At 68.4% G+C, this 14,906-nt stretch carries 12 protein-coding genes and 2 pseudogenes; 4 read left to right on the forward strand and 10 right to left on the reverse strand.

What is annotated here, in order from left to right; translation table 11 throughout:
- Window positions 1–36: 36 nt before the first annotated feature.
- Window positions 37–288: pseudogene (locus tag KIS93_RS68285) on the reverse strand (MFS transporter); the annotation flags it as partial.
- Between the two features lies 1 nt (window position 289).
- Window positions 290–865, reverse strand: coding sequence for a TetR-like C-terminal domain-containing protein (locus tag KIS93_RS07125; RefSeq protein ID WP_186403948.1), 576 nt, complete (start codon window positions 863–865; stop codon window positions 290–292).
- A 187-nt stretch (window positions 866–1,052) separates the two neighbouring features.
- On the opposite strand from KIS93_RS07125, the gene KIS93_RS07130 reads away from it, so the two are divergent.
- Window positions 1,053–1,247 carry a hypothetical protein gene (locus KIS93_RS07130; RefSeq protein WP_186403949.1) on the forward strand — a complete coding sequence of 65 codons (195 nt, stop codon included), beginning with the start codon at window positions 1,053–1,055 and terminating at the stop codon, window positions 1,245–1,247.
- 81 nt (window positions 1,248–1,328) lie between these two features.
- Entirely contained in the window at window positions 1,329–1,658 is a 330-nt protein-coding gene (locus tag KIS93_RS68860) for a transposase family protein (protein ID WP_155127206.1), read from the forward strand.
- Here KIS93_RS68860 and KIS93_RS07140 read toward each other — a convergent pair.
- From KIS93_RS07140 to KIS93_RS64735, 3 genes and pseudogenes are all read right to left on the reverse strand, one after another.
- Window positions 1,655–5,737: a glycosyl hydrolase family 18 protein gene (locus KIS93_RS07140; protein WP_155127209.1), complete on the reverse strand. Its 4,083-nt coding sequence runs from the start codon at window positions 5,735–5,737 to the stop codon at window positions 1,655–1,657. The genes KIS93_RS68860 and KIS93_RS07140 overlap by 4 nt on opposite strands.
- A gap of 10 nt (window positions 5,738–5,747) precedes the next feature.
- Window positions 5,748–6,089, reverse strand: coding sequence for a molybdopterin cofactor-binding domain-containing protein (locus KIS93_RS07145; protein ID WP_155127212.1), 342 nt, complete (start codon window positions 6,087–6,089; stop codon window positions 5,748–5,750).
- Window positions 6,080–6,427: pseudogene (locus tag KIS93_RS64735) on the reverse strand (carboxymuconolactone decarboxylase family protein). The gene KIS93_RS07145 and the pseudogene KIS93_RS64735 overlap by 10 nt, the downstream one beginning before the upstream one ends.
- A gap of 390 nt (window positions 6,428–6,817) precedes the next feature.
- On the opposite strand from KIS93_RS64735, the gene KIS93_RS07155 reads away from it, so the two are divergent.
- Window positions 6,818–7,423, forward strand: coding sequence for an MmyB family transcriptional regulator (locus KIS93_RS07155; RefSeq protein ID WP_335673879.1), 606 nt, complete (start codon window positions 6,818–6,820; stop codon window positions 7,421–7,423).
- Window positions 7,424–8,129: 706 nt separating this feature from the next.
- Here KIS93_RS07155 and KIS93_RS07160 read toward each other — a convergent pair.
- Window positions 8,130–8,765, reverse strand: a complete 636-nt coding sequence (locus tag KIS93_RS07160) for a TetR/AcrR family transcriptional regulator (protein ID WP_080038698.1) — start codon at window positions 8,763–8,765, stop codon at window positions 8,130–8,132.
- 163 nt (window positions 8,766–8,928) lie between these two features.
- Between KIS93_RS07160 and KIS93_RS07165 the strand changes: the two genes are divergently transcribed.
- Window positions 8,929–10,086: an FAD-dependent oxidoreductase gene (locus KIS93_RS07165; protein WP_080038699.1), complete on the forward strand. Its 1,158-nt coding sequence runs from the start codon at window positions 8,929–8,931 to the stop codon at window positions 10,084–10,086.
- Between the two features lie 79 nt (window positions 10,087–10,165).
- Here the strand turns inward: KIS93_RS07165 and KIS93_RS07170 are convergent, their stop codons facing one another.
- From KIS93_RS07170 to KIS93_RS07185, 4 genes are all read right to left on the reverse strand, one after another.
- Window positions 10,166–10,822, reverse strand: a complete 657-nt coding sequence (locus KIS93_RS07170; RefSeq protein ID WP_155127218.1) for a hypothetical protein — start codon at window positions 10,820–10,822, stop codon at window positions 10,166–10,168.
- Between the two features lie 195 nt (window positions 10,823–11,017).
- Window positions 11,018–11,368, reverse strand: a complete 351-nt coding sequence (locus KIS93_RS07175) for a hypothetical protein (RefSeq protein WP_080038700.1) — start codon at window positions 11,366–11,368, stop codon at window positions 11,018–11,020.
- A gap of 46 nt (window positions 11,369–11,414) precedes the next feature.
- Window positions 11,415–11,642, reverse strand: coding sequence for a hypothetical protein (locus KIS93_RS07180; protein WP_080038701.1), 228 nt, complete (start codon window positions 11,640–11,642; stop codon window positions 11,415–11,417).
- 570 nt (window positions 11,643–12,212) lie between these two features.
- Entirely contained in the window at window positions 12,213–14,633 is a 2,421-nt protein-coding gene (locus KIS93_RS07185; RefSeq protein ID WP_080038702.1) for a GDSL-type esterase/lipase family protein, read from the reverse strand.
- Window positions 14,634–14,906: the final 273 nt, after the last annotated feature.

Raw genomic sequence — 14,906 nt, forward strand, 5'->3', positions numbered from 1 at the left:
CAGCGCCCAGAGGAACAGCGGCCGCCGTCCGATGAGGTCGCCGAGCTTGCCGTAGACGGGCATGCCGATGGTGACGGCCAGGATGTAGCCGGTGGTCACCCAGGCCATTTCGGACAGTCCGTCGAGCTCGCCGACGATGGTCGGCAGAGCGGTGGAGACGATGGTCTGGTCGAGCGCCGACAGCAGCATCGAGACGATCAGGGCGGCGTAGATCCAGCCGAAGCGCGCCGGAAGCTTCGAGGCCGTCTCCGCCACGGTGGTGCGCGGGGTGTGCGGGGTGTGCGTCATGTCAGCGGATCCCCAGTACCGGCAGGATGACGGCGTCGACGAAGCGCGCGGAACGGTCCTCGTAGTCGCCGCGGCCGGTGCCGGCGCGGCGTACGAGGATCGAGGCCAGGAGCAGTTCGGGGATGAACTCGCGGCCGGGGGAGTCGGGGGCGATCTCGCCGCGCGCGGCGGCGCGGTCGATGATGCGGCGGGCGGCCTCGGCCATCGGCGCGGCCAGGACCTCGTCCATCGCGTCCTGGAGTTCGGGGTCGGTCTTGGAGGCGTGCGCCAGAGCCGACATGATCGCCTCCTGATCCTCGGCGATGGCCGCCATACGACGCCCGCCCTCGAGGAAGTCGCCACGCAGGCTCCCGGTGTCGATGTCGGCCAGCGGCGGCGGCGCGGCATGCCTCAGCGCCTCGGTGACCAGGCGGGGCTTGCCCTTCCAGCGGCGGTACAACGTCGCGGTGCTCGCCCGCGTGGCGGTCGCGATCTGCTGCATCGTCAACCGTTCGTAGCCATGCTCGCCAACCAGGCGCACCACGGTCTCGTAGATCTCGGCCTCGCGCTCGGGCGTGAGCTTTGAACGACCCTCCACAACTCCTCCTATCGAAACGAAATCATTTCGTTTCGATACTATGCGAAGCATCGGTTGCTCGCGAAGCGCAGAGCCGCAGACGGGTCTTCGATCTGGTGACGGTTGGTTGCGAATCCCATGCAGACCGCCGGGAACTCCTTGATGAACCGCCTGCTCGGACTGCTCGGACTGCTCGCACAGGGACTGCGTGGTCGACGCCGGCCTGGGCGGTGATGGTCCCGATGACGGACCGCAGGTGTGGGGGCTGGAGACCAGTACCCTGCCGGGCCCCTCGGCCACTGGGAACATGGCCGCCATGGCGGCGGCCCGCGGCATCGGCTGCAACACGCTGATCACGTTCATGCTGTCCACGGCGCTCGCGGCGTACGGCTACCAGCCGTGAGGCCGCAGCAGGAGAACGTGGTGATCGAAATCGACCACGTGCGCGCACGCCCTGCGTGTGTTGTTTCCACACCTGGACGGGATGGAGTTCGAGCGGGTCGAGGAGTCGAACGGCAGCGTGCGGATCACGGCATGTACCGGAACTGAGCTGGCTGTCTGCCCGCAGTGCGCCACACCGACTACTCGGGTGCATGACCGCAACCAGCGGCGTCTGCGGGATGTGTCATGCGGCAGGCGGCCGATCCAGGTCGAGTTAGAGGTCCGCCGGTTCGTCTGCGGTGACGGTTCCTGCCCGGTCGCGACGTTCGCCGAGCAGGTCAACGGGCTGACCATCAAGCACCAGCGCCACACAGTGAGGCTTCGGGCCCGGCGCCCTGCTGGAGGGCGACGGGCCGGGCGTCGGGGGTTCTAGGGTGCTTTGGGCTTTGTGCTCGGGTTGGTGATCGTGATCGGGTCGCGTTCGTGTCCTACGGGAGGACCGGTCGGCGCGTCGGAAGGCACGGGCGCCTGGCTGGTGACGATGGATCGCGGTGCGGACGGACTTGAACTCGTCCCCACCTTTTGCAAGGTCGGGCCGAGCTTCGTCCAGGCGGCGCTGATGCCGGGTTCGTCGGTGGCGGTGGTCCACCAGTTGGCGCGCCAGAGGAAGTTGTTCCAGAAGACGGTGCTCGCGGTGCTGCCGTCGGGGGCGCCGGCGACGGCCGGGGTGCCGGGCACGTTGCCGCTGTTCTTGCCCTCGGCGAGGTAGGCGACCGTGTAGGAGGTGTCCGCGAAGCCCGCCAGGTGGTAGCCGGTGCCGGGGACGGGAGCACCGGTGACCCGGGTGCCGTTGTCGGTGCGCAGCAACTGCCACCACTGGTTCGGCCGCCCGTCGCAGTCGTACACGCTGAGCTGCTTCAGTATCCCGTCGGCCTGCAGGCACTTGCCGCGGTTCTTGATGCGGTACCAGCCGGCCCCGCCGTCCTCGGTGACGGTCCACAGCTGGTTCTGGTTGCCGGGCTGGTTCTCCACCAGGTGGGCGACCTGCCAGGTGGTGGGGTGGTCCAGGACGTTGCCGCCGACCCAGTCCACGATCCGCCAGCTGGTGCCGTCCTTGTCGAAGGCGAAGGTGCCGTGCGGGTTGTAGGGGTGTCGCTGCCACTGCTCGGCCTGGCAGGCGATCCCGCCGCTGACCACCGGGGTGACGGTGGTGGCGCCCTTCTGATCGTTCTGGGTGGAGCCGTAGGTGTTGGCGCCGATCTTGACGGTGACGTTGGCCGGGCCGGTGAGCGGCAGGTAGTGGCGCAGGACGATGTCGCGGCTGGCGCCGGGGGCGACGTCCTCGCAGTAGCCGATCGTGACGGTTACGCGATGGAAGTCGGCTTTCAGCCCGCCCACGTTGGCGCCGCTACGGCCTTTGGTGATGACGATCTTGCTGCCGAAGTCCTGATAACCCGCGTCTTTCAGGATCGGCGGGGCGGAGGTGGGGATGTCGAAGGCGATCTGGGTCCCGTACGGCAGCTTGACGCTGGTGTTGTTGGTGATCCGCAAGGTAGGGCGCATCGGGTAGAAGGGGTCGTCGCTGGGGAACGCCGGGTCCGGGCCGGTGGGATGGTTCACCAGTTCGGCCTGCACGTCGACGACGTTGCCCGGCAGCGTCGTCGCGCCGGCGCGGCCGGTCTGGTAGCCGCCGGAGCCCCGAAGACCGTTGTCGAGACGGGTGGTGAGGTCGTAGCCCATGCCGTACTCGCCGTTGGCCCGCTGGGTGTAGTCGCCCGCGAGTTCCCACATCATGACGCCGCCGAGCTTGTTCTGCTTGACGTAATCGATCTTGGCGTCGATGGACGCGTTGTTCTCGGTGGACAGGAACACGTTCTTGTCCGCGTTCCACAACCACGAGGCTTTGAGCGTGCTGTCGTACTTCTCCGCGTACGAGCCCTTCATCTTGCCCGCCTCGGCGGCAGGGTCGGTGTACGCGCTCAGGTAGCCCGGCGTCACGCCTTGCTGGAGGTTCTTCGTGTGCCACAGCGGGTTGGATCCCGACGGCACCTCGTTCCCGATCCGTCCCAGGTCGTGCCAGATGTTGTCGATGCCGACCGCGCCGTTGCCGCAGGGGTGGGGGTTGGCCGCACCGGAGCCCGGGCCGGTGCCGGGCTGGCACTGTCCCTGGTCGGGCATGGCCGCGGTGCCCCACAGGCCGTCGGTGCCGCCGGTCACGTTCTGCCAGCCCCGGGTGTAGTACGGGATGCCGATGTTGATCCGGCCCGGCGGCAGCGCGCCCCGGTAGTAGTGGTAGGCCCAGTCGATGTTGAAGTAGCCGGTCTTGTCGTACTCCGTGGTCGAGTAGACCTGAGCGGTCTGCAACTCGGCGTCCTTCCCGTCGTCGTACAACGGGGCCTGCGGGCCGACGAAGTGGTTCCACGAGCCGTGCAGGTCGTAGGTCATCAGGTTGATGAAGTCCTGATATTTCAGGGCGTCGCCGGCGTCGAAGCCGCGTACCAGATAACCCGAGGCGGAGGCCGCGGAGGTGAGCAGGTAGTAGCGGCCGCGGGCCGCGCCCGCCACGTCCAGCTTCGCGCGCAGCGTCTTCATCAGGGCGTTGTAGCCCTTCTGCAGTCCCTTGCGGCGCGGGTCCGAGAGATCCCAGTCGGCCGGGTTGCCGGCCTTGGGCAGCGCGCTCGGGTACTCGTAGTCGATGTCCACGCCGTCGAACGCCTGCTTGTAGCGATCGAGGAACTCGACCACCGAGTCGGCGAAGTCGTTGATGCCCTCCTGATTCACGCCGCCGTCGGCGGTGGTGGCCATCGTGTAGAAGTTGCGCGAGTCGGCCCAGCCGCCCACCGAGATCAGCGTCTTGACCTGGGGATGTCTCTTCTTGTACACCGCCAGCAGGTTGAAGTGCCCCTTGTAGTCCAAAGTCGGATCGGGCGCGGCGCCGCCGGCGTAGGGCCAGGTCATGCCGGTGGCCGGGTTCTTCGGATCGCTGGTGTCGCCGACGGAGATCCTGTTGTTCTCCACCTTCGCGAACGCGTAGTTGACGTGGCTCACCTTGGACCACGGAATGTTCGGCACCAGGTATCGCGGCTCGTCGTTCTCGCCGGTACGCCAGCCGGAGAAGTAGCCGACCACTCGCTTGTCGCGTCCGCCCAGCCATTCGCGGCCGGCGGCGTCGTACACCTTGCAGTACGGCGCGTCCACGCCACGGGTCGCGGCCATCCCCTCCGGGCGGCACTGGGAGTGCGGGACCGACACCTCGGGCTTGGCCGCACGGTCGTCGGGGCTGTTGTCGATGGGGGCGCCCGCGGCGGTCTCGCCCGCGCTCTCCGTGGTCACCGTGACGGCGTTGCTCTCGGCGGAGATGTTGCCGGCGGCGTCGAGGGCGGTGACGGTGTAGGTGTGGGCGGTGTCCGGGGGCAGGTTCCTGTCGGTGTAGGTGGTGGTGCCGTCGACTCTGACGAAGGTGTGGTTCCGGTAGATCGCGTAGCCGGTGACCCCGACGTTGTCGGTGGAGGCGTCCCACTCCAGGGAGACGCTGTCGGCGGTCACGGCGGTCCAGCGGAGGTTGCTGGGCGGGGTCGGGCGTAAGCGGTCCACGGGCTCGTTGGGGTCCGGCGTCCCGTTGGGGAGCCCGTCCACCGAGGTGTCGAACGGGAACTTGGGGGTTTCGATGTCGTGGCAGACTGGGGGGAAGACAGGGTCGCACACAGTGCTGGTGACGTCGAAGGGGCGCGCCTTGTTGAGATCCGCCTCGAAGATCGGTTTGCCTTCGCCTTCGCTGCTCGGGGTGTCCTTGAGCGCGAAGGTGGCGTGGTCGAAATCGTTCCCGATCAGCTTGTCGCGCAGCCCGGGCGGGTAGCCGTTCCAGCTGACCAGGTCGGGGAAATGCCATTTTCCCCAGTGATTGTTCAGGGGCTGGTTGGCGTCGGCGAAACGGAAGGCGTGCGTTTGACCGCCGTCCTTGTGGTAGACGATCTTCGGGTGGGTGCCGTTCTCGAACTCGACCTCGGCGGCCGCCTTGATGTCGTAGCCGCCATGGCGCGAGGCGGCGACGTACCTGACCTGGTCATTCTCGGTCCAGACCACGATGTGCTCCCAGTCGTGGCGGTGTCCGCAATCGGGGCAGCCGCCCTCGGTGGTCTGGTCCTTCTGGAAGTACAGTCCGTACATGTGGGCGCACCATCGGTTGGTGTTGCAGCGGGACCGCGCGTACATGTTGCTGTTCACCAGGTCCGACTCGTCGCGGCACGAGCCGTCGAGCGCCCCGGTGGGCTCCAGGCCCGGGTTCAGCTCGCCGTCGTCGCCGATGGCCACCGACGGGTAGCAGCCGTCCTTGTCGTAGTCCATGGCGGGCTGGAATTTCAGGTGGGCCTCGCTGGCGTTCAGCGGGAGCTTGGGGGGCGGCGGCTCGGCCCACGCGGGCAAGGTGACGGCCACCAGGCCGATGCTCGCGCCCAGGATCACCACCAGAGCGCGGGCGACCAGCCGGGCGGGGGTGCGTAACAGACCTCTCACGAAGTTCTCCTTAGGGGGTTGATGCCGGCTTCGTGGCCAGTTCGTCCATGGCGCACTCGACGGCGAACGCGGCGGTGGCGTTGCCGGGGCCGCGTATCCAGGTGGGGGTGTGGATGTCGAGCGGGATCGACCGGTAGGTCTGGCGGATGTTGGGGGTGGTGTACACCATCTGCCCGTGGGTCAGGACGACCTTGACGGGGCGGCGTACCTGGCGGGCGGCCAGTGCGAAGCGGACCAGGTTGGCCCGCGCCCGCGAGGGTTCCTCTCCCCGGTGGATGACGTCCCACCAGGCGTCGCCGGTGAACAGTTCCGGCGGGGCCTTGCTCGTCGGCGGTTGCGTGATCAGCTCCATCCGGGCTCAGCTCCCTCGTCGATGATGTTCTTCAGCTGGGTCATCGCGGTCATCGCGTTCGGCCAGCCGGCGTAGAAGGCCAGATGGGTGATCGCGTGCTTCAGCTCCTCGGCGCTCAACCCGTTGTCCAGGGCGGTCTTGAGGTGGAAGGGCAGCTCGTTGCCCCGCTACAGGGCCACCAGCGCCGCCACCGTCACCAGACTCCGGTCCCGCCGCGACAGCCCCTCATCCGGCCACACCTGCCCGAACAGCACCTCATCGGTCAGGCGCACCAGCTTCGGCGCGAATTCCCCGAACATCACCTGCGCGCCGGACGGCTTCTCGCTCGACATGCGCATCCCCTCCTTCAGAAGCCCCGTTACCGAGAACGGGCCCGGCGGTCTCCGCCCCGCAGAAGATGGCCCTTTGCAGGACGTTGCTTTGCCCTGCGCGAGCGGCCCGCATCTTCCGGACCTGGTATCACCTTCGGACGGAACGGCGTGGGCGAGCGACGCCGGCCCGCGTCGCCCGTCCGGAAACGGCTTGTGCCATCACGTCGGGTGACATCGCCTAGCAAACCGGCTGTTTCGCACGCGCGGGAGGGCGCGTTTATCGGGGGGACAACCTCCACCCCCCTTAGCCCCGGGCCGCTGTTTACAGTGGTCAAGGCGGACAACCGCGATGGATCAGAGACTTCCTCGCCAGTCGGCGCGCCAGGATCAGCCCCGAACAGGCCGGGTTGGCCCCCGGTGGCCGCCGCCGGGTGCCCGCCTGCGCCGCGAGGAGGTCGCCATGCTGGCAGGCGTGAGCACCGACTGGTACACCCGTCTCGAGAAGGGCCACATCACCGCGTCTCCACCGACGTCCTGAACGCCGTCGCCCGCGCACTGCAGCTCGACGACGCCGAACGCGCCCACCTGTTCGACCTGGCCCGCGCCGCCACCACCGGCCCCAGTCCCCGCCGCGTCCGCAAGGTCCGGCCCGGCCTGCAGCGCATGCTGGACGCCATGACCGACGCCCGGCCATCATCCGCAACGGCCGGATGGACATCGTGGCCGCCAACCGCCTCGGCCAGGCCATGTACGGGCGACGAATTCCGCCGCCGCTGGGCCCAGCACAACGTCCGCCTGCACCACACCGGCACCAAGAGCTTCCGCCACCCGGCCATCGGCGGCCTCACCCTCGACTACGAGTCCATGGACCTGCACGCCGACCCCGGCCTCAACCTGACCGTCTACACCGCCGCCCCCGACACCCCCTCCCACGACGCCCTGCGCCTGCTCGCCACCTGGGCCGCCACCACCCTCGATCGGCCCCAACCGCAGGACACCAACGCAAGCCACCCGCGCGGCTGAAAGAGCAAGCGGAGTTTCATTAGCGAACCATGCAGGGCGCGACGCCTTTGGCGGGCGCGTTCACGGCACATCCCCGTTTCATGGACCGGTGCAAGCAAAGAGCTGTGAAACGCTCCGATGAAACACCTCTGGCGTGGGTGACGACGGCCCACCGCTCCATGATCGCTGTGCACACACCGTGCGTGGCTGGGGATCACGAGCGTCAAGCGATCCCCGGCGACCTGATTGGCCGGATGGCATTTCGATCGCTGCAGCGTCACGGTTGCGGTAGGAGAAGAAGCAGGTCTGCTGCCCCAGCCGGAAGTGCCGTACCCCGCCGCATGTAGCAGGGCCACCTCCTCCAGCACGTCGCCGGGGGAGCGGAAGTCGACGAGCGGAGCTTTGACGGGTTCGTTGCAGAAGTCGCAGAACCGGCGCCGGGTGCGGCCTCGATACAGCTCGATCTCGGCGACCGGTGTCCAGAGCAGCTGCTCGATCAGCTCGTGGCAGTCGACGCGATCGGCGGCCAGTTGCGCATACGGTGCGGCTTGCCTGCTTCCGGTCATGACGTCGGCGGAGGTGATCGTGTGGGTATGGACAGCATCGAACAGGCCGTCGGTGCTGGGCGATGTGAGGTCCTCGCCGCCGGCACTCGAACTGCCCGGCGTTCGGTGAGCGCGTGTCCGGTCAGCTCCTCCCCAAGAGGCCGCTGGAGAGGCCGCTCTTCCTAATGCTCCGCCTCCTTCAGGTGTTGATGAGTTCCCTGAGACGGGCGAGCGGGCCGGCGTTCGTGGTCGGTGAGCCAGTCTCCCCAGCCGTGTTCCAGCAGGTCGAACAGGTGCCGAAGGTCCTGGCCGTCGCGACCCAGGGAGGGGCATTCCAGGGCGAACCTGGCGAGAGCGGTGGTGGCGGGATCGTCCCTGGAGACGCCGGCGGCCTCGGCGATGGCGGCGGCCAGGGCGTCCTGGTGGCGTAGCCACATGCCGCGCGCGTACTCGCGCAGCGCGGGCGTGGAGTTCACCAGGGCGACATGGGCGGCGCGGGCCGGGTCGTCGGTGCCGCGCCGCTGCTCTCTGGCGATGAGGTGATCGCGCAGGGCGTGCAGGACGCTCTGCCCGGTGGGCCGGTCGCGTACGGCGGCGACCAGGCCGGCCTCCAGGTCGGCGTCCATGTCGAAGACGAGTGCCTCCTTGCTGGGGAAGTGTTGGAAGAGCGTGCTCAGGGCGACGTCGGCGGCATGGGCGATCTCCCGTACCCCGACGTTGTCGAACCCCTTCTCGGTGAACAGCGCCAGCGCGGCGTCGGCCAGGGCCCGGCGGGTCTGGGCCTTCTTGCGCTCCCGGCGCCCCATGGTCTCCGTCATCCCCCCATCCTAGCCAATCGCCGGACCGGATCCGAAGTCGAATCGGATTTGATTTCGAGTCCGCTTCGGTTATGTTGGCGGAGTGCCAGGCGACGCCGCCCAGGGTGCCGCCTGACCAACCCGATTCCTCGATCACTCCCTTCACGAACGGAGCACCATCCGCATGTCCGACACTCCCCGGATCGCGATCGTCGGCGCCGGCCCCGGCGGGCTCGTCTGCGCCCGCATCCTGCACAACCACGGCGTCCCCGTCACCGTCCTGGAACGCGAGACCGGTCCCACCGCCCGTCCCCAAGGCGGCATGCTCGACATCCAGGCCCCCACCGGACAGGTCGCCCTGCGTGCCGCCGGGCTGTTCGACGGGTTCCTCGCCCTGTCCCGCCCCGAAGGCCAGGAAGTGCGCATGATGGACCGCGATGCCGTCATGGTGCGGCACTTCGTCCCCGACGCAGGGGATCTCGCCGCCCCCGAGATCGATCGCGGGCACCTGCGCACCCTGCTGCTGGACTCCCTGGCCCCCGGCACCGTCCGCTGGGGTCACGCCGTGGAAACCACCACCGCGCTGCCCGACGGGACGGTGCGCCTCGGCTTCTCCAGCGGCCGCAGCGAGATCTTCGACCTGGTGGTAGGGGCCGACGGCGCCTGGTCCCGGGTCCGTCCCGCCCTCACCGGCGCCGAGCCCGTCTACAGCGGCGTCACCTTCGTCGAGATCCACTTCGACAACATCGACCATCGTCAGCCCGACCTCGCCCGCCTGATCGGACCGGGCACGTTCACCGCCAAGGCCGGCCGCCTCAGCCTCGTCGCGCAGCGCAACAGCAACGCCCACGTCCGCGTCTACATCGCCTTCCGCGGCCCCCTGGACTGGAACGCGGGCCTCGACCCGGAGGACACCGATGCCCTGCGCGACCGCCTCCTGAAGATGTACGAGGGCTGGGACGAGAGCCTGCTCGCCTTGATCCGCCGCAACGAGGGCCCGTTCGTCAACCGGCCCGTCTTCGTACTGCCCGTCCCGCACACCTGGCAGCGCGTGCCCGGGATCACCCTGCTCGGCGACGCCGCGCACCTGATGCCGCCGGCCGGCGTCGGCGCCAACCTCGCCATGCTCGACGGCGCCGAACTCGCCCAGGCCGTCATCGACCACCCCACCATCGAACAAGCCCTGGACGCCTACGAGGCCGTGATGCTGGCCCGCTCGGTGAGCGAGGCCGAACGGACGGGGGAGATGCTCACCACGCTCATGCCCGACACCGACTCCATCGAGCCGCTCTTCCCCATCATCCGCGCCAACAGGGCGGCCGAAACTGGCGACCTCGCGTAATCAAGTGTCGGGTGTTCGCGCCCTCTGGAACTGCAAAGGTCACACGACGTAGTAGCCAGATGAGCGAGGCCGCGGGACGTCAGGCCGGACGGCGTCTGCTTCCTTCCGGCGTGAAGGTGAAGGTGTCCTTGAACGCTTCCCTGCCGAAGCGGACGGCCAAGAGGACGGGTTCGTCATAGCTGGAGCGCCAAATCATCTCGGTTTCGTCAGGGCCGCCGTTCCAGAGATGAAAGAAGATGATCGGTTCCGTCACCTGCCCGGTCAGGTAGGCGAGTGTCATGCCGAAGCAGGGGTTGGTGCCGCCGAGAAGGACGGAGGGCGGGCCGAACTCCTCTCGCACGTCGGTGAGGGTGCGGTCGTGAGCAGTCCAAGCGATGAGTTTACGGCGCAGGGACGCATGCTCTTCGGTCGTCAGGGTTCTGTCGGCCTGGAGCCATCCGCGGTCGTGGGCGAGTTCGGCATAGATCGAGGCAACGCCGTCGTCGCAGGGATCAGGCAGGACGGTGGCGAGCGCTCCGGTCACGCCGAGGGAGTTGAAGGCGCCCCGCGCTTCCAGGGACTCTAATGCCTGCGCCCACTCCGTCTCCTGGTGTTCGGCGTAGGCCAGGTGATCGAACAGGAGGCGCAGGGCTTTCTCGCCGCCGAACATGCCGGGCCGGCGAAGCGCCTGGTTGAGCCGGTCTTTGAGGTAGGTGCGAATCTCGGCCGCCGAACGTGGCCCGCGGAGGGTCGTCATGAGGCTCATTCCATGTCGCTGTGGTCAGGCGTGGGGGTGTTCGTCGATGGGGGCGTAGCGGCTCCATGGACTTCCGGCTTCGGCCGCGACGCGGCTGGTCTGCTCGTCGCTGTAGCCGAGCATCCCAGCGATCACCGCAGCCGGCACCTTCTTATCTGTACGCGAAGCTGCCGTCCTGCCGCGGCTGCTCCTGCATCAGAAGGCCACGGTGACGGTGACCGGCACCCGCGAGGACACTTGCCTGCGATGGTGATGACACCGCCAGGGATGAGAAGGCTCACGAGTTTTCAGTAGGTACGTGACCAAAGTGACGGCCGAGTCGGCGGCTCTGGAGTGTTCGCGCCGGCCAACCGGTACGTAGCCGGGGTGCAGTTCCTTGAGGAGCTGGTGGAGGTGCTGGTCGACGGACGCGCGGAACCCCAGATTGGTGTAGTCCGGGTCCTTGCCGAAAGGAACGTCCAAGGGGACGGCGGGGTCCAAGACGGTCGCCATGATGAAGGAGAGGCGGCGGGTGTGCAGCCGGGCGAGGCTGGTCAGGTGGTCCACATCGTCGGCTGAGGCGGTCTCGCCGCGGTTATGGAGGGCGGCGAGGTTAGTAGCCGAGGGCGTCGTATGCGATGCGGTACACGATGACGATGTCCGCGGTGAGTTCCGCTTCCAGGACGGCTGCGGCACCGGCGGTGATGATCCACTCGGTGGAGGCGGCGGTGTGCCGGGTCATCTTCGGGAATCCGAGCTCGGCGGCGCGCTTGGCCAGGCCACCGGTCCGTACGACGTTCAGGCCGGTGGCGCGGAGTTCCATCTCGATGCGCCGGGCCAAGGTCGTCTTGCCGCTGCTGTGGGTCCCGGAAAGGAGACTCCGGTGATCCGGAGGCGGGCCCGGTGAGTGATCTGCCGGTGTCAGCGGGTGGAGCAGGCTCCCACGATGGAGAAGGGTGGGTGGCGAGGGGGCCATTGGGATGGCCCCTGCCTTGACAGGGGAAGGGACGGGGAGGCCAGGGGACGGATCGGGTGTCGGCGTTCGGTCAGGAGGCGTGGGCGCGGCAGGCGCTGGCCGGATTGCGCCGGGATTGGCCCGATTGGGCTTTTCTGGTGGTGGGGGATCGGTGATTGGCGATGCGCGGTCCTCGGGTCGTGATCGGCGCGGCGGGTCCGGAGGAACTGCGTCAGGCCCTGCCGCCGGTGGCGTTGAAGTGCATTCCGGCCAGATCCGAGTCGGCCATGTCCGATCTGGATGAGCGGAGTGAGGGTCCGCCGCCGGATCGCTGCTCGCGCCGGGCGGAAGAGGTGAACACCTCACCCGCGAAACCCTCAGGACGGCCACGGACATCAGCCGGCCCCGCCGGAGTCATGCGGCGACCGTCTCACAAGGTCTCGGCCCAGCGAAGTACTACTGGTTACCGCCGCGGTTCAGCCAGGCGCGGACCGCGCCGCCGTGGTAGACGACCAGATAGTCGGCTCTGCCGTCACCGCTGATGTCGGCGAACGTGACGTACTCGCGGGGATAGCCGGACGCATGCGCCCAGTCGTAGCGGGGCTCGAAGCTGCCGTTGCCCCCGCCGCCGCGGTTGAGGAAGGCGTGCACCGCGCCCTCCACGCTGACCTGCAGATAGTCGGCCGCGCCGTCGCCGTCGCCGTCGGCGAACCTCACGGCAGCCAGCGACGAGCCCTTCGTGCCGCCGGCCCAGTTGAGCCAGAGCGGCCAGGACTCGGGCCCTCTGGGCGAGGACTCGGGCCCCCTGTCGTCGTTGCCCCCGCTGTCGTCCGGGTTCCACAGGTTCCGGTACACGTGGACCGCGCCCTCCGCGCTGACCCGCAGGATGTCGTCGCGCCCGTCCCCGGTGACGTCCGCGAAGCGGAGGTTGGCCCGGTTGAACGACTCCTCTTGGAAGGCGATCCCATGGTGGACGAACCTGAGGTGGCCGTCCGTCCCCGCGAAGTTGAGGTAGGCGCGTACCTTGCTGTCCGGGCTGACCACGAGGTAGTCGTCGCGCCCGTCGCCGTTGAGGTCGGCGAAGCGCACCGAGTCCGGATCAACGTCGATCTTCGCGGTGCCGTCGCCGGGGTGGTCTCCCGGGTCGTACGTGCCCACGTCCACCCAGTCGGGGAACCCGGGCGTGCCGACGGTGTTCACCGAGGTGCGGACGCTGCCGTCGTCCCGGACCTGAAGGTAGTCGGCGCGCTTGTCGCCGTTGAGCTCGGCGATGATCGTACGGCCCACGCTGTGCCCGTATCCGGGGGCGATCACGCCCAGCTTGCGCCATCCGGCGCCCAGAGCCGTCGTGCCGTCGCCGGACGGCGGGGCGGTGTCGAGGTCATCGGCGGGGTTGCAGGCCATGGGCGGCAACTCCTCGCCCGGCTGCCGGATCCAGCCTCTGGCGTGGGCCTCCAGCACTCCGCCGAACCAGGCGGCGGCCATCTTGCGGTAGCCGGCGTCCGTGGGGTGCGCGTCGTTCTGCAGTCCGTCGCTGACCAGCACCCGCTTCATGTCCACCAGAAGGACGCGCTTGCCTTCCTGCTGCAGGTCGCTCACCACGCCGGGCAGCGCCGCGTTGTAGGCGTCGATGCGCGGCTGCAGGCCGGGCTTGGCGGTCGGGATGAGCTTGGCGACCAGCACCGTGGCGGCTGGTGAGGTGCTCAGCGCCTGGCTGATCAGGCTCTTGAGCCGGCTGGGCGCGGAGGCCAGGTTGTAGTTCTGGTTCATGTCGTTGGTGCCGGCGTGCAGGGTGATCAGGTTCGGCTTGTAGCGCCGTACAGTGCAGTCGGTGATGTGCCCGATCTCGTCGATCCGGTCGCCCGGGTGGCCCTCGTTGTCGGGGTCGTCCATCGTGCCGTGTCTCACCGACCCGACGAAGTTGACGTCGCGCGCAAGGTTCTTGAGGTAACCGAACAGGTCGTCGCGGTAGCCGTTCCCGTCGATGCTCTCCTGGCCGTAGGTGATCGAGTCTCCGAGCGGCATGACCCGCAGCCCCTGGTGAATCTGGAGGTTGGAGATCGCCTGGCCAAGGTTGTGCGCGACGTCCGCCACGAAATTACCCGCGTCCACGCAGGCCTGTTTGAACCTCGCCCAGCCGGAGGCCAGCTTCCTGCCCAGCCGGATGATCTCCTGCCCCAGGCGTTCGATGTGGCCGGGGAGCACCTCCTTGGCCCAGTTCTTGACCCCGGCCTCCCAGGCGGCGCCCGTGGCGGCCATGGCGATCGCTCCGCCCAGCGTCTTGGCCCACTCGGCGGCGTCCTTCAGGGTGCCGTCGAGGGCCTGGATGATGATGCCCCGCGTCATGCCGCCGACGAAGCCGCCGATGGAGACGCACATCACGGCCGCCTCGGGGAAGAAGCCGATGCAGATGGCCCGCAGCACCAGCCCGGTCAGCCCGCCCGCGACCGATGCCAGCACCTCGGCCCACCACGAGAAGTTCGTGAGCGGCTGGTCGCCCTCGATGCGTACCGAGACGCTGGTGTCGGTCATCGACAGGTGCCCGTTGAAGTCGGGCCAGCTCTCGAAGTCCTCGCCGCCGCCCTCCATGCCGTGCGGGTTGGCCTGGAAGTCCTCGCGGAAGGTGTCGCTGAGGCGCGAGTTGCGCCGCTGCGTCTCCTGGAGGATGTCCCTCATCCGGCCGGGATCGAAATGGCCGCCTTCGAGGGTCAGCGTGACGGACTCCGCCGCCACGGCCACGGAGAACGTCCCGGCCGAACCACTCGGCAGCACGAACCGCGGCACCGCCGCCGTCACCGGGGGTGTCAGGCCCAGTAACAGGGTCACCACGACGGACATGATCAGGACCAGGCGGCCGGTCGTTCTTCGCGTCTTCATGCCTACCTCCGCGTTCGAGAAGTTGATCACCCTGGACGCAGACGAGAACGGCGTGAACGCCCCCTTAACACTCACGGCTGGTCACGACGGCTGGGCCCAGAACGACCGCCGAACCGGCTCAGCATCCTGAGCTGCGGTTTCTCGCGTGGTGCGCCGCCAGAGACTCGAACCCCGGACCCGCTGATGGAGAGTCAGTGGCTCTTGTGTCGGATGCTTATGCAATGTGCCCGACGCGGGCTTGGCCCCGGCCGCGACGGCTGGACCTTCTTCCGG

The organism is [Actinomadura] parvosata subsp. kistnae (assembly GCF_900323885.1).
Lineage (GTDB): Bacteria > Actinomycetota > Actinomycetes > Streptosporangiales > Streptosporangiaceae > Nonomuraea > Nonomuraea composti.

Bases quoted from the DNA above. Each gene is read 5' to 3' on its own strand.
- KIS93_RS68860 (WP_155127206.1), top strand. From the start codon at position 1,329: ATGGAGTTCGAGCGGGTCGAGGAGTCGAACGGCAGCGTGCGGATCACG.
- KIS93_RS07145 (WP_155127212.1), bottom strand. From the start codon at position 6,089: ATGGAGCTGATCACGCAACCGCCGACGAGCAAGGCCCCGCCGGAACTG.
- KIS93_RS07185 (WP_080038702.1), bottom strand. From the start codon at position 14,633: ATGAAGACGCGAAGAACGACCGGCCGCCTGGTCCTGATCATGTCCGTC.
- KIS93_RS07160 (WP_080038698.1), bottom strand. From the start codon at position 8,765: ATGACGGAGACCATGGGGCGCCGGGAGCGCAAGAAGGCCCAGACCCGC.
- KIS93_RS07170 (WP_155127218.1), bottom strand. From the start codon at position 10,822: ATGACGACCCTCCGCGGGCCACGTTCGGCGGCCGAGATTCGCACCTAC.
- KIS93_RS07165 (WP_080038699.1), top strand. From the start codon at position 8,929: ATGTCCGACACTCCCCGGATCGCGATCGTCGGCGCCGGCCCCGGCGGG.